Raw genomic sequence first — 14,443 nt, forward strand, 5'->3', positions numbered from 1 at the left:
CTATTTCATAAATTTGCGCTATCTAAAAAATAAGGCATAAACAAGTAATCAGGACTAAAAAGAGCCCTGATTACCTGAATTATAAGTCGGCAGATTCACATATGAAGAATATGCCTTTCTCTATTAAATACTGGATAATAGCACCTCGTCAAAATTAATACCTTCAATGGGTACAATTCGTTGTTCAACAGGGTCCCAGTCTATTCTTCTACCAAGTTTATAGGAAAGTCCAGCCATGTGTGCTGATATTGCTTCGTCAAATCCTTCGTTTATTCCGCAACTAACTTTGTCTCCATTCCTTGTACTGCTGAGCCATTCCCTCAGATGAAGAAATGTTGAATCAACTCTTGCTCCGTTAATATAGGTCCACATTAGGCCCTTATCCGCAAAATATTGGGATGTCGCTGAAGAAACCGCATCGGGTACACTAGCCCCCGGATTGTAGGTATAAATCGGAACCGATGGTTTCATTTTCTCAGATTCAATCTGGTCAGCATATTTTGTGGACCTGCTATCAGGCCATATTGTGAGCCGGTTACCCAGTTCCATGGTGCCATCATGTCCCATAAGAATAGTTGGCCTACTAAAGCCATTGCCTAGGGTCGCACTGTAGACAAAAGTCATTCCTTTTTCCTTACCCTTTTTCTGACTACTCCCTGTGCTATAATCCGGAAACTCCATATTTACCTGAAGTACATCAGGAACATTACGTCCATCATTATGGGTATATATTCCTCCTGAAGTGCTGACAGAATTTGGGATACCCATCTGCAATACGCAATTAAGACGATCATAATCATGCGTTAACAAATCGCCGGAAAGACCAGATCCGTATGCCCACCATTTTCTCCATCTGAAAAAATGATTTTTATTAAAAGGTATTTTTGGGGCAGACCCTAAAAATTGATCCCAGTCTATTGTTTGAGGATTTGCCTCATCTTCTATATGATAATTCCATGCACCGTTATCATCGTTCCTGTTGGTATTAGTCTGAACAAGAGAAACATGACCAAGTACTCCTTTAGACACGATATCCTGTGCCGTTTGAAAACTTAAAGTTTGTCTGTGTTGGTGACCAACCATTAGTACCGCCTTAGACTTTTCAGCGGCTTCCTTTAGCCTGTAAGTCTCTTCAACAGTATGTGTCATTGGTTTTTCCACATAGGCATGTATCCCATTTTCAAGCGCGTCAATGGCCATAGGTGCATGCCAGTGATCCGGGGTAGCTATAATTACCGCATCTACTTTCCCGCTGCGGATCATTTCCTGATAAGTCATAAATCTAATCACCTTGGTGTCCTCCGTGGAAAAAGATTTAATTACCCGGTCTGCCCTGACATCATATACATCACAAACTGCAGTGAGTTTTACATTTAGTTTATCCTGATTCATAAAATCTTTCAATCGGGAATGATTAGGATCTTCCTCTGCAGCCAATCTCATTTCTTCCAACCATTCTTTTGTTGCAAATCCTAATGCTCTGCATAATTGCTCTCCCCTAATTCCAAAACCAATAATTCCTACCCTTACAGGATCACCGCTTATTGCTTTTACTGCTGAAGGTAATGAAGGCTGTATATTTAATTGTTCAAGTATGGCTTTACGCTCCCTGTTTTTGGATACCGAATTTGAAGCACCCGCCCACCATACAGCACCTAGAATAGGAATTCCGCCTAAGCCTTTAATTACATCTCTTCTTGTCCATTTCATAAGGTTTCAGTTTTAGTTTGTTCTTTGTTTTTATTAAATAGGTGTGATAGACCAAAAGTTTGACCGGTTGGAAATTGATAAATAACCATACAGGCAGCAAGTTCTATTAAATTTTTATTGACAAACCAATAACTCCCCTCAACATTTAATTGCTGTAGCCAGGGGAAAGGAGGGTGTGCCAAATAATACAAAGCAAGTAATAGAATCCCCACTAAAGCACCTTTTTTCTCAAAAATCCCTAATAAAAGAGTAATCCCCACAAACATCAGCGCTAACCAATTAAGGGTGTCTGCCCAACCAATTAAGGGTTCTTTTGCGATTGCCAAAAACATAGGTTCCAGCGGACCTTGCGCTGTAGCCAGGTAACCAAATGAGGTCCAGTCAGGATTGTAAAGCTTTATAACACCTTCATATAAAAAGTGCCAGCCAATAAGTACACGCATCAACACAATACTGTGTTTTAATTGCCATTTTCCTTTAGTTTCAGTCATATTGTTTAGTTAAAGTTATGAATCCGTTTTCTACCTTAGAAGGTTTTTTATTTTGGTTTTAATATCGCAAGCCTTGGTTAAATACAATAACAGTAGCTATGCTCTATAATATATTTTACTAATAAAAGATTTGGGAAATTACTTCTTTCCGTACTAACAAAACCTTATAAATTTTAGCCTTTTAAATAGAACAAAACTGATCAAAACTAGACCCTCAACCCTAACTTTCCTATGACAAATATCAGGTTTCTCTATTGGCGATGCCATCTAAAATATTTGGGCCTTATAGCTATTAAAACCTCATGTTCTAGAAGCCAATGTATTCATAGCTTCTACAAAAGTATCCAGTTCTTTTGTAGTTGTGTATACATTAGGAGTAATTCTACATCCATGAACGTTGGCATTATCTATAGCTACGGTAAATATATAAAATTCATTAAAAAGAATTTTTGCCAACTCTGCAGGAGCTATTTTATCAATTCCCACATTGGCAATCCCACAACTTCGATAATCCTCAACCGGTGTATTTACATTGATATTTTTTACATTCCTTAATTTTTCACTCCAATACCGCTGCAAGAACCTTAATCTTTTTTCTTTTCTTTCCAGGCCAATCATTTCCAGATAATCTATTGAGTCTTCAATAGCAAGATCGGTATAAACCGGGTGAGTGCCCGTATGATTCAACCTTGTAATATCATTTGGATCCCGGTCATGTTCTGCTAAAAGTGGCCAAATTTTGGATATCTTATCGCTAGCAACATATAGTAATCCGGCACCTAAAGGTGTGCTTAACCATTTGTGAAGACTGGAAGCGTAGTAATCGCAGTTCAGATCATCTATCTTCACCTGAATATGGCCAATACAATGAGCTCCGTCAACCATGACCTCAACACCATGTTTATGTGCCATATCACAAATCTTTCGGATAGGTAGTATTTGTCCTGTAATGTTGATCATATGGCACACCATAATTAATTTGGTGTTAGCCGTAATCTGTTCCTCGTACAGTGCAACCAATTCATCATCCGAAACCGGATGGTTAGGCAAGGAAACTATTTTATTGACAACCCCGTACCGTTTTGCGATCAATGCAAAATGATCCTGCATGGAGCCGTAATCCTGTTCTGCAAAAATTGCCTCATCATTCTCGTTCCATGGATAACCCCCAATTATCAAGTCCAAAGATTCCGTAGTGTTACGAGTAATGATCAATTGATCAGATGAGCAGCCAACCAAAGCCGCTAAACGTGTGGTGACTCGTTTTTTATTTTCCCACTGAACCGTTCTCATATAGTAGGAGCCCTCATAGTTAATGTTTTTAACATGCTCCAGAAACCTGCTCATGGTTGGCTGAGGGGTAATATTGTAGTATCCGTTTTCCAGGTTTATATACTCAGGCTTTAACAGATAATCTTTCCTGATGCCCTTCCAGAAATCCTCTTCGTTATTCCCATAATCCCGCTGAAATTCAATTTCCCTTGCATTCAGGTTATAGGGCAGAAAAGGCGTAATTGCTACCATCTTACCCATACTTTTTAAGAAAGCCCTTTTATCCATCCCTTCTATATTACATACAAGATAATAAAAGCAATTCAATATTTATTAATTGTAATTTTTAAGTAATCAATATCATTTTCTGATCAGGTGTTCAATTCCAACCTTTATTAAAAATGTTTATCTTGAAAAAAATTATTAATTAACCAACAAAACAAAAAAATGAAAAAACTACTAGCAGAATTTATTGGCACCCTTTGGCTGGTGCTCGGTGGATGTGGAAGTGCCGTACTGGCGGCAGCGTATCCGGAACTTGGAATTGGTTTCTTAGGAGTATCCCTTGCTTTTGGTCTTACAGTGCTGACTATGGTCTACGCAATTGGTCATGTTTCCGGTTGTCACCTTAATCCCGCTGTTTCTATTGGGCTATGGATAGGTGGGCGTTTTGAAAGTAAGGAATTGATTCCTTACATAATTGCGCAGGTATTGGGAGGTATTGCCGGAGCCGGGATATTATATCTTGTTGCCACTGGTAAATCCGGATTTGAAATTGGCGGATTCGCCAGCAATGGTTACGGGGAACATTCCCCGGGGGGTTATAGTATGTTAGCTGCCCTTATTACAGAGGTAGTTATGACTTTTATGTTCCTTATCATTATCCTTGGGGCAACGCATTCGAAAGCTCCGAAAGGCATGGCAGGTTTAGCTATTGGACTTGGGCTTACACTAATACACCTTATAAGTATCCCGGTTACAAATACCTCTGTTAATCCTGCCAGAAGTACTAGTCAGGCTCTTTTCGCGGGCGACTGGGCAATTGGCCAGTTATGGCTTTTTTGGGTAGCCCCCATAGTGGGTGCAATATTAGCAGGTCTCGTTTATAAATATATTTCACCAGAAAGTAAAAGTTAAAATAATAAGGGGCCAAATTGGCCCCTTATTATTGTTTTTACCAAACGCACTTATTTCTTTTATGAAATAGTATATTTATTTTTTAAATACCAAAACCAGCTCTCAGCATGCCATTACTAATAGTAATTATAGGAATATTACTTCTGTTTATCCTGATTGCCAAATTTAAACTTAATGCTTTTATAACATTTATCATTGTTTCTCTGTTTGTAGGCATTGCAGAAGGAATGACTTTGGAAACCGTGGTACAATCCATTCAGAATGGAATAGGAAATACGCTTGGTTTTCTGGTTATGATTTTGGGTCTTGGTGCCATGTTAGGGAAATTGGTAGCCGATAGTGGAGCCGCACAGCGTATTACCTCCAAACTGGTAAGTAAGTTTGGAATAAAAAATATTCAATGGGCCCTGGTACTTACTGGATTTATCGTGGGTATCCCAATGTTCTATTCAGTGGGGTTTGTTATTTTAGTCCCTTTAGTCTTTACCGTAGCTGCAGCCACGGGACTACCCCTTTTATATGTGGGATTACCAATGTTGGCTTCACTGTCTGTAACTCATGGGTATCTTCCTCCGCATCCGGCTCCAACTGCAATTACCGTTATGTTTGATGCAGATCTGGGTAAAACCCTGGTTTATGGGATCATAATAGCAATCCCGGCAATAATTATAGCAGGTCCTTTGTTCTCGAGAACCATTAAAAATATTAAGGCAACCCCTCTAAAGGAATTTATAAATCCCAAAATATTGAAAGACCATGAAATGCCGGGCCTAGGAATAAGCATCTTTACTGCCTTATTACCCATTTTGCTTATTGCGACAGCCACTTTGGCCGATCTTTTTTTACCGGAGGATTTTTACCTTAACCCAATTATAGGTTTTCTTGGCAATCCAGTGATAGCGATGCTTATTGCTGTACTAGTTGCAATTTATACCCTGGGACTTGCCCGTGGTAAAAAAATGCCAGAAGTAATGGTTTCTGTTAGTAGTTCAATTTCCGGAATTACTATGGTACTTTTGATTATAGCGGGCGCAGGTGCTTTAAAACAAGTTTTAATAGATAGTGGCGTAAGTGATTACATAGCTGGCATGCTACAAGGATCTGCCATTTCTCCGTTGATATTGGCCTGGTGCATAGCAACGATCATAAGGGTTTGTGTGGGGTCTGCAACCGTTGCTGGCTTAACAGCGGCAGGGATAGTTTTACCTTTGGTTTCCAATCCCGGGGTAAGTGCAGAATTAATGGTTTTGGCCATAGGGTCGGGGAGTTTAATGTTATCTCATGTAAACGATGGTGGATTTTGGCTTTTTAAGGAATATTTCAATTTGTCTGTAAAAGATACGCTGAGAACATGGACTATAATGGAAACAACTGTAGGCGTTATTGGCCTTATTGGTGTATTGGTACTCAACACATTAATTTAAATCGAACGATATGAACAATTTACCATCACAACGAATAGAAACTTTAGGGTTGATTTTGCCTCCGGCTCCTCCTCCTGCAGGGGTATACAAACCTATCTTAGTAGTAGATAATTTTCTTTATGTTTCCGGTCAGGGGCCAATGCAGGCCGACGGAACCTACATGACAGGGAGAGTTGGAGATGATCTTACTCTGGGACAGGGTAAACTGGCAGCGGAACAAGTGGGCTTGACAATGCTTTCAACGATTAAAACTCATTTTGGAGATTTGGACAGGATAAAAAGAGTAGTAAAGGTACTGGGCATGGTGAATTCTACTCCCGATTTTGGGCAGCAACCCCTGGTGATAAACGGCTTTAGTGAACTCATGGCTGATGTGTTTGGAACAGAAAATGGCGTAGGTGTTCGCAGTGCTGTGGGTATGATGCTACCTGGTAATATCCCGGTTGAAATTGAAGCTATGTTTCAACTGCATTAAACAGATTTAAAATGGCAGGTAAAAATTGGTATGAACTGGATAATCCCGAAGAAATAGTTTCTCCCTCTTTATTGGTATATCCGGATAGAATTGAAAAAAACATTGAGTTGATGATTTCAATGATTGGGGATCCCTCCAGACTTCGTCCGCATATAAAAACCCATAAAACAGCGGAAATTATAGAGATGCAAATGCAACATGGTATACAAAAATTTAAATGTGCCACCATTGCCGAAGCAGAACTTTTAGCACAATGCGGCGCCAAAGACATACTACTGGCCATGCAACCTGTTGGCGCTAATTTAAACAGGTTTTTTAAACTGATTGCCTCCTATCCCAATTCTGAATTTTCAACTATTGTGGATAATGAACTTACCATTGGCCTTATTTCAAAAATGGCCGCTTCCAATAACATAACTGCTGCATTATTCCTGGACCTCAACACCGGTATGAACAGAACGGGGATAGAACCAAATGACCATGCGGTTGAGTTGTTTAAGCAAATTGAAGAAGACCCAAACTTAGAAGCACGTGGCCTTCATGCCTATGATGGCCATATCAGGGATACTGATTTAAAACTTCGAATACAAGTATGTGACGCTGCTTATAAATTAGTAACAAATCTTAAAAGCAAAATCGAAGCTATAGGGATAGAAGTAAAAACACTGGTTATGGGAGGATCACCTTCTTTTCCTATTCATGCCGCAAGACAGAATGTAGAGACCAGTCCCGGAACAACATTGCTTTGGGATGAGCGATATGGAACTTCTTTTAAAGACATGCCATTTTTACCTGCAGCGGTATTACTTACCAGAATTGTCAGCAAACCTAAAAGGGGAGTGATCTGTCTGGATTTGGGGCATAAAGCAATTGCTCCCGAGATGGATTTTCCAAGGGTAAAAATCTTTGGACTGGAAGATGCAGAGCAAACCGGGCAAAGTGAAGAGCATTTAGTGCTGCATTATGCCAAAAGTGAAACCTTGAAAATTGGGGATGTTTTTTATGGTATTCCTATGCATATTTGCCCCACTGTGGCCAAATATTCCAAAGTTCTGACTGTTAAGGACCATCAAATAACAGGGGCATGGAAAATTGCCGCAAGAGATCATCAAATGCAAATTTAAAAAGCACATATGTTTATTTTTGACGCACATCTTGATTTAGCGATGAACGCAATGGAATGGAACCGCGACCTAACCTGGTCCGTTGGGGATATCCGGGCGAAGGAGGAAGGGATGACTGATAAACCCGATAGAGGTAAGAATACAGTTTCCCTGGACGCAATGCGCGAAGGTAATATAGGCTTGTGTATGGCTACTCAGATCGCTCGATACGTAAAAAAAGAAAATGAACTCCCTGGATGGAATTCAGCCTACCAGGCCTGGGCACAAACTCAGGGTCAACTCGCCTGGTACAGAGCCATGGAAGCCATTGGAGAAATGGTTCAGATTACCAATCTGACAGAATTAAATAGCCATTTAGACCTTTGGAATTCTTTGGATAACAGCAAAAATCCCATTGGCTACATTCTTAGTCTGGAAGGAGCCGACTCTATTATTACCCTTGATCATCTAGAGAAAAGCTATGAACAGGGCCTTCGAGCCATCGGGCCTGCTCATTATGGACCTGGGACCTACGCTCATGGCACAAATTCCATTGGAGGAATAGGCCGGAAAGGAAAAGAGCTTTTAAAAGAGATAGCACGGCTCAATATAATTCTTGACACCACCCATTTATGTGATGAAAGTTTTTGGGAAACCATGAAGGTCTACCATGGGCCTCTTTGGGCCAGTCATAATAACTGCAGGGCACTCGTAAACCATAACAGGCAATTTTCAGATGAACAGCTTATTGAGCTTATTAGAAGAGATGCAGTAATTGGTATTGCCCTGGATGCCTGGATGATGGTACCTTACTGGGTCAAAGGAAAATCCACTCCTGAAAGTATGGGTCTGACTCTGGAGCATATGGCAGATCATATAGACCATATTTGTCAACTTGCCGGTAACGCTTTACATGTAGGAATCGGAACAGACCTGGATGGCGGATTTGGAAGAGAGCAAAGTCCGGCTGATATAAATACTATTGCCGATTTACAGAAACTACCCAATTTGCTTCATAAAAGGGGTTATAAGAATGAGGATATTGAAAACATTATGCATGCAAATTTCATGCACTTTCTTAGAAAGACCTGGAGCTAATCACAAAAAAATCCTCCCGGTATTTTGGGAGGATTAGGTTCAATAACCATTTGAAATTATTTGCTGAACTAGCGTACTTTTCTGACTAAAGTAGCATGGGTAACTGATTTTAGGTCTCTAAGCGTATTCATTTCCTGATATGCTTTTTGCTGAGCATCAGTTACTGGACCATTGCTCCCTCCGTTAAAAAATTGATCATAACCGGTATACATATCAAACACAATATGTGTGGCATATGCCTCCGTAGCATAACCTAACATATTCCTCAACATACCCCAACTTGCGCGGCCACCTGATTCTACATCGCTTTGATGAAATGGTTTAAAGACTTCAGATTCCATTTTCTCATAGGCTGCTGATTGTCCCGGTTTCGCCTTCATAAAGTTAATTACTGCCAGAGTTCCAATAGGCATATCAAAATCATCTTTGGTTAAATCAATTTGACGAAGGAATACCCTATGTGTCAAATCCCGGCTTTTTGCGGTCATCTCCATTTTTGCGTTGCTTTCTGCCTCAGTTAAATCTGGATAAGCACCGTTCCACGCCTTCATAAAATCTCCTCCATCCATCATTTTTACCGGATCATTGTAGAGACTAACTGTCATATACTGAGATCCCTGCTTTTGTCCACTCGGTTCAAGACGCCAAAGATCCCAACCAATGCAGTCCCCATTTTTAACTCTTTGTACATGTACTTTTTCCCAAAATGCCTCTGTTTCTAAATAAGCAGTGCCCTGGCCTTCATCTACATGCATAAACTCGAATAGCAAAAATAGAGGTTCTTCCTCCTGTCCGATAGCGACGGTAGTGAACAAAGCCATTACCATAATCATAAATAATTTTTTCATCTTCTTGAATATTATTGGTTTAATACAAGTAATGAAAAGATTATAGCAATAGGAAGTATTCTAGGACGAATACAACTTATTAATGTCCCAGGCAAGGGTTCTTTTTACCCAATGAAATTACAATAGTAATCAACTAATGATTTTTTCCTCCCTTAGAAACGTATCAAGGCTATCTGCAATGTTAAAACATCTGCTTACGTTGGTTACGCTGCTGCAGAACCTTGAATCTAATTGATGGGCCTCGCATTCAAAGCCGGATAAATTTACTTTTTCAAAATTCCTGTTCACAGCTTTACATTGTTCATATAACTTATCAACAGATGCGCTTGCGTCCGGCTCTATATCATTTTCTATTAAAAACCCCTTTAGGTAATTATCGATGGCAATATGAGAATTCTGGCATACCATAAAAGCAACAACGTCTTCCGCAGGCCTGCATAATTCATCATTGGCTTCTTTCAGTTTTTGAATGGCAGTCTCGTAGAGCCTTTTTGCTTTGTCTTCCATAAACTGTGTTAATTTAGAATTGACTTTAAATACTACATTGTTATTTATCTCTTTATCTGAATGTCAGAGTTACATATCCCTAAAAAGTTCCAGGCGTTCCCATTTGGTTTCTACCTCTTCCTGAGCCTGCTTCAAGAGATCTGCACCTAATTCAGCATTTTCTTTTACTACCCTTGTAAAACGGGTTTCATTATACATAAAATCACTAAGCGGAGCGGTGGGTGCCTTCGAATCTAATCTGAACTTCTTCCCTTTAGGTTTAGAAGGATCAAACCTGAATAATGGCCAATACCCGGTCTCAACTGCCTTTTGCTGTTGCAATGCCCCATCTTTTAGGTCATATCCGTGTTCGCCGCAATGTGAATAGGCAACAATTAGTGATGGCCCGGGATAGGCTGCAGCCTCTTCAATTGCTTTGAGCGTATGAAGGTCCTTCGCGCCCATTGCTACCTGAGCCACATATACATTCCCATAAGAAACGGCCTGAAGAGCCAGACTTTTTTTACCTGTTCGTTTTCCGGATACTGAAAACTTAGCACTTGCCCCTAGAGGAGTAGCTTTAGATGTCTGACCTCCTGTATTAGAATATACCTCGGTATCCAGAACCATAATATTCACATCTTCACCTGAAGCCAGGACGTGATCAACGCCTCCAAATCCTATATCATAAGCCCAACCATCGCCACCAAGTATCCAGACTCCTTTTTTACGGAGATATTCTGTAAGTTGACCTAGTTTTACTGCGGCCGGATTATCTTTTTTCTTTGACAATATTTCTTTAAGTTTATCAATATCAGCAAATTTCTGGCTTCGTTCCGCTTCCGTTTTTTCCGGATTGTTAAGAATCGTTTCTGTCAATTCAGCGCCAACCACATTTTTAAGCTGCTTTAATAGATTCACCGCAATTTCCTGCTTCTTGGTTAGAGCCAGTTTCATTCCAAAACCAAACTCGGCATTGTCTTCAAATAAGGAATTTGCCCAGGCAGGACCTCTTCCCTCCTTGTTGGTTTTGTAAGGCGTTGTTGGAAGATTCCCTCCATATATTGAGGAACAACCTGTTGCATTGGCAATGAGAATACTATCACCGTATAATTGGGTTAGCATTTTAATATAAGGAGTCTCACCACATCCAGAGCAGGCACCTGAAAATTCAAATAACGGCTCTAAAAACTGAGAACCTTTAACATTGGTGATTTGCAAGGCCGCTCTGTCATAGTCTGGCATGTTGATAAAATAATCCCAGTTTACATTTTCCACTTCATCAAAATCAAGTTTCTTCCTCATATTGATGGCTTTAAAATCCTCAATTTCCTTACTTTCAGCAGGACAAACGGCTACACAAAGGTCACATCCAGTACAATCCTCAGGAGAAACCTGTAATACATAAGATTCTGTTTCTGCGGTAAATGGTCTTCCCTTGGCAGGAACTGATTTCAAACTACCCGGAGCATCTGCCATAACTTCATTAGGAACGACTTTAGCTCTAATTGCAGCATGCGGACATATGGCTACACACTTATTACACTGTGTACAAAGTACTTCATCATCCCATATGGGAATATAATTGGCTATCCCGCTCTTCTCGTATTGGGTAGTGCCGGTTGGGAAAGTCCCATCTACCGGAAATGCACTAACCGGCAATTCGTCTCCATGCCCTCCTAATATTTTTTCCAGTACGTCCTTAACAAAACCATCCGGAGCATTGGTCATTGCGGAAAGTAAACCTTTCTCACTGCTCACTTCTTTTGGATAGTCTACCTGATATAAATTCTCTAGTGATTTGTCTACAGCATTAAAGTTCATCTGAACTACAGCATCACCTTTGTGAGTATATGATTTAACAATGGCATCCTTTATTTTTTGAATAGCCTCATCTTTAGGCAGAATGCCGGATATTGCAAAGAAACAAGTTTGTAATACGGTATTTGTTCTTTTCCCAAGATCAGCTTCATGGGCCACTTTTGTAGCATCCACTACATAAAATTTTGCCTCTTTTTCAATGATTCCCTTTTGCATCTTTTTGGGTAATTTATCCCAAATATCCTCTTTAGAAAAAGGAGAATTTAACAGGAATGTGCCTCCGGGTTTTAAATCGGCTAGCATATCATATCTTTCAATAAAATTAAATTGATGACTTGCTATAAAATCGGCTTTGTCTATAAGATATGAAGAGTAAATTGGTTCCGGACCAAAGCGTAAATGCGAAATAGTCTGTGCACCCGCTTTTTTGGAATCATAAACAAAATACCCCTGAACATAATTGTCCGTGGTATCGCCAATTATCTTAATGGAGTTTTTGTTCGCTCCAACAGTACCATCAGATCCAAGTCCATAGAACATACAATTAATAGTTGTACTTCTCACATTAAAATTATTATCGGATTCCAGACTGGTATGAGATACGTCGTCATTTATACCAACAGTAAAATGATTTTTGGGTTTATCCTTCCTTAGTTCATCAAATACGCCTTTTACCATTTGAGGTGTAAATTCTTTGGACGACAAACCGTATCTGCCTCCTATAACTGATATATTTCTATGGCTCTCTACCAGGGCAGTAATCACATCCTGATACAATGGTTCGCCCGTGCTTCCCGGTTCTTTAGTTCTGTCCAGAACTGCAATCTTCTTTACAGATACAGGTAGGCTTTCTATAAAATGAGATACAGAAAATGGCCTGTATAATCGAACAAACACTACACCAACCTTCTCATCTTTATTTACCATTGCCTCAACGGCTTCTCGTACAGCTCCCTGGCCAGATCCCATAATTACTACAACACGCTCGGCCTCAGGGTGACCTAAATAATAAAATATGCTGTACTTTCTACCTGTATGCTTGTAAAATTCATCCATGACTTCCTGTACAATTCCAGGTACTTTTTCATAGAAAGGATTAGCTGCCTCCCTGGCCTGAAAGAAAACATCGGGGTTTTGAGATGTTCCTCGTATTACAGGATGATCCGGATCCAATGATCTTTTTTTATGTTCCATGATCTTATCCTCAGGCATCATCGCTTTAATTATATCATCCGGAATTGCATCAATCTTGGAGATTTCGTGTGAGGTCCTGAACCCATCAAAGATGTTTAAAAAAGGAACTCGCGAACGCAGAGCAGCCACTTGAGAAATAAGTGCAAAGTCCATGGCTTCCTGAACTGACCCTCCAAACAGCATAGAAAAACCGGTTTGTCTTGTTGCCATTACATCAGAATGATCCCCAAAAATAGACAGGGCATGGGTTGCCACTGTTCTTGCTGCCACATGAATTACAGAAGGCAACAATTCGCCTGCAATTTTATACATATTGGGTATCATAAGAAGCAACCCCTGGGATGCAGTAAACGTAGTAGTTAATGCCCCAGCCTGCAAAGAACCGTGTACCGCACCGGCAGCTCCGCCTTCACTTTGCATTTCCACTATACGCGGGATATTCCCCCAAATATTATTTTGTCCTTTAGAACTATAAACATCCACATGTTCCCCCATAGGCGAAGCCGGGGTTATAGGATAGATTGCACATACTTCATTCGTTTTATGAGCAACTCGTGCAACAGCCTCGTTAGCATCGCAAATTAACTTTGGAAATTTTTTCTTCATGGTGATTTTATTATTAAAGAAACAGGCAGTTTAGAAAAAATAAGAACCATTGTAAGATGTTCTTATTCCAAGAACTGCAAGTGATAAAAATTTTAAATTTCCGATAAAATTAGGGCCATTACCAAAAGTATACTATGACAAATGTCAGGTATTTGAGTGCTGGAAAAACAGGTAACGAAGTGTGAATTCTGAAAAGAAAAGGACCAGAGCTATTTCAGATGATTTGTTCAATCCTTTAAATAGCAACGCCCGCTGCAAATTCAAGCGGGCGTTTATTTGTTTTTATGCCAGGAAGGGTTATTCGCCGTGCATCCAGACTTTTTTTGCTAATAATTCTTCCTCAGTTTCCACGTGGTCCTCATCAGGGACACAGCAATCCACCGGGCAGACAGAAGCGCATTGAGGTTCATCATGAAAACCTTTGCACTCTGTACATTTGTCAGGAACAATAAAATAAAATTCGTCTGAAATAGGTTCGTTCTCTGCATCAGCATCAATCTCTTCCCCAGATGGTGATGTTACCATTCCGCTCAATGAAGTTTCGTCTGAATATGACCACTCCTGATCTGGTTCATATATTGCATTATTCGGGCATTCTGAAACACAAGCATCACAGTTGATGCATTCATCTGTTATGATAATAGCCATAATTATATGTTTTTGAAATAATTGTCCGTAAATTTAATGTACCACAAATATCCATCTAATGATAAAAGTCATATTTCTTTATAAATGTCCAATTTATATTTGGCACCAATATTTTGATCAGATGGGATTT

The 14,443-nt window shown here is 39.9% G+C and carries 12 protein-coding genes; 5 read left to right on the forward strand and 7 right to left on the reverse strand.

The genetic code is table 11. The annotated features are described in order from the left end of the window. Nucleotides 1-123 precede the first annotated feature (123 nt). The 3 genes from Q0874_RS01180 to Q0874_RS01190 form a co-directional block, all read right to left on the reverse strand. Complete coding sequence (locus Q0874_RS01180) at nucleotides 124-1,710, reverse strand: Gfo/Idh/MocA family oxidoreductase (RefSeq protein ID WP_299158311.1); 1,587 nt, start codon at nucleotides 1,708-1,710, stop codon at nucleotides 124-126. Beyond that, nucleotides 1,707-2,201 carry a DoxX subfamily gene (locus Q0874_RS01185; protein ID WP_299158313.1) on the reverse strand — a complete coding sequence of 165 codons (495 nt, stop codon included), beginning with the start codon at nucleotides 2,199-2,201 and terminating at the stop codon, nucleotides 1,707-1,709. Before Q0874_RS01185 ends, Q0874_RS01180 begins: the two co-directional genes overlap by 4 nt. Nucleotides 2,202-2,501: 300 nt before the next feature. Beyond that, a complete protein-coding gene (locus Q0874_RS01190; protein ID WP_299158316.1) occupies nucleotides 2,502-3,761 on the reverse strand; it encodes an aminotransferase class V-fold PLP-dependent enzyme in 1,260 nt (419 codons plus the stop codon). A gap of 159 nt (nucleotides 3,762-3,920) precedes the next feature. Between Q0874_RS01190 and aqpZ the strand changes: the two genes are divergently transcribed. The 5 genes from aqpZ to Q0874_RS01215 all read left to right on the forward strand — a co-directional run bounded on the left by aqpZ (nucleotide 3,921) and on the right by Q0874_RS01215 (nucleotide 8,710). Continuing rightward, a complete protein-coding gene (gene aqpZ / locus Q0874_RS01195; RefSeq protein ID WP_299158320.1) occupies nucleotides 3,921-4,610 on the forward strand; it encodes an aquaporin Z in 690 nt (229 codons plus the stop codon). 107 nt (nucleotides 4,611-4,717) lie between these two features. Then, on the forward strand, nucleotides 4,718-6,034 hold the full coding sequence (locus tag Q0874_RS01200) for a gluconate:H+ symporter (protein ID WP_299158322.1): 1,317 nt from the start codon (nucleotides 4,718-4,720) through the stop codon (nucleotides 6,032-6,034). A 10-nt stretch (nucleotides 6,035-6,044) separates the two neighbouring features. Continuing rightward, on the forward strand, nucleotides 6,045-6,509 hold the full coding sequence (locus Q0874_RS01205) for a RidA family protein (protein WP_299158324.1): 465 nt from the start codon (nucleotides 6,045-6,047) through the stop codon (nucleotides 6,507-6,509). Between the two features lie 11 nt (nucleotides 6,510-6,520). Next, nucleotides 6,521-7,633 carry a D-TA family PLP-dependent enzyme gene (locus Q0874_RS01210; RefSeq protein WP_299158327.1) on the forward strand — a complete coding sequence of 371 codons (1,113 nt, stop codon included), beginning with the start codon at nucleotides 6,521-6,523 and terminating at the stop codon, nucleotides 7,631-7,633. Nucleotides 7,634-7,642: 9 nt separating this feature from the next. Beyond that, nucleotides 7,643-8,710 carry a membrane dipeptidase gene (locus Q0874_RS01215; protein WP_299158330.1) on the forward strand — a complete coding sequence of 356 codons (1,068 nt, stop codon included), beginning with the start codon at nucleotides 7,643-7,645 and terminating at the stop codon, nucleotides 8,708-8,710. A gap of 68 nt (nucleotides 8,711-8,778) precedes the next feature. Here Q0874_RS01215 and Q0874_RS01220 read toward each other — a convergent pair whose 3' ends face one another. From Q0874_RS01220 to Q0874_RS01235, 4 genes are all read right to left on the reverse strand, one after another. Then, nucleotides 8,779-9,558, reverse strand: coding sequence for a hypothetical protein (locus Q0874_RS01220; protein ID WP_299158332.1), 780 nt, complete (start codon nucleotides 9,556-9,558; stop codon nucleotides 8,779-8,781). Between the two features lie 129 nt (nucleotides 9,559-9,687). After that, nucleotides 9,688-10,065 carry a HEPN domain-containing protein gene (locus Q0874_RS01225; RefSeq protein WP_299158333.1) on the reverse strand — a complete coding sequence of 126 codons (378 nt, stop codon included), beginning with the start codon at nucleotides 10,063-10,065 and terminating at the stop codon, nucleotides 9,688-9,690. Between the two features lie 69 nt (nucleotides 10,066-10,134). Beyond that, a complete protein-coding gene (gene nifJ, locus Q0874_RS01230) occupies nucleotides 10,135-13,665 on the reverse strand; it encodes a pyruvate:ferredoxin (flavodoxin) oxidoreductase (protein ID WP_299158335.1) in 3,531 nt (1,176 codons plus the stop codon). Between the two features lie 297 nt (nucleotides 13,666-13,962). Beyond that, nucleotides 13,963-14,313, reverse strand: a complete 351-nt coding sequence (locus Q0874_RS01235) for a 4Fe-4S dicluster domain-containing protein (protein ID WP_299158337.1) — start codon at nucleotides 14,311-14,313, stop codon at nucleotides 13,963-13,965. Nucleotides 14,314-14,443: the final 130 nt, after the last annotated feature.

This window comes from uncultured Eudoraea sp., from assembly GCF_947490415.1.
Taxonomy (GTDB): domain Bacteria; phylum Bacteroidota; class Bacteroidia; order Flavobacteriales; family Flavobacteriaceae; genus Eudoraea.

Excerpts from the sequence above, each read along its gene's own strand:
- Q0874_RS01180 (WP_299158311.1), bottom strand. The coding sequence starts at position 1,710 with ATGAAATGGACAAGAAGAGATGTAATTAAAGGCTTAGGCGGAATTCCT.
- Q0874_RS01185 (WP_299158313.1), bottom strand. The coding sequence starts at position 2,201 with ATGACTGAAACTAAAGGAAAATGGCAATTAAAACACAGTATTGTGTTG.
- Q0874_RS01190 (WP_299158316.1), bottom strand. The coding sequence starts at position 3,761 with ATGGATAAAAGGGCTTTCTTAAAAAGTATGGGTAAGATGGTAGCAATT.
- aqpZ (WP_299158320.1), top strand. The coding sequence starts at position 3,921 with ATGAAAAAACTACTAGCAGAATTTATTGGCACCCTTTGGCTGGTGCTC.
- Q0874_RS01200 (WP_299158322.1), top strand. The coding sequence starts at position 4,718 with ATGCCATTACTAATAGTAATTATAGGAATATTACTTCTGTTTATCCTG.
- Q0874_RS01205 (WP_299158324.1), top strand. The coding sequence starts at position 6,045 with ATGAACAATTTACCATCACAACGAATAGAAACTTTAGGGTTGATTTTG.
- Q0874_RS01210 (WP_299158327.1), top strand. The coding sequence starts at position 6,521 with ATGGCAGGTAAAAATTGGTATGAACTGGATAATCCCGAAGAAATAGTT.
- Q0874_RS01215 (WP_299158330.1), top strand. The coding sequence starts at position 7,643 with ATGTTTATTTTTGACGCACATCTTGATTTAGCGATGAACGCAATGGAA.
- Q0874_RS01220 (WP_299158332.1), bottom strand. The coding sequence starts at position 9,558 with ATGAAAAAATTATTTATGATTATGGTAATGGCTTTGTTCACTACCGTC.
- Q0874_RS01225 (WP_299158333.1), bottom strand. The coding sequence starts at position 10,065 with ATGGAAGACAAAGCAAAAAGGCTCTACGAGACTGCCATTCAAAAACTG.
- nifJ (WP_299158335.1), bottom strand. The coding sequence starts at position 13,665 with ATGAAGAAAAAATTTCCAAAGTTAATTTGCGATGCTAACGAGGCTGTT.
- Q0874_RS01235 (WP_299158337.1), bottom strand. The coding sequence starts at position 14,313 with ATGGCTATTATCATAACAGATGAATGCATCAACTGTGATGCTTGTGTT.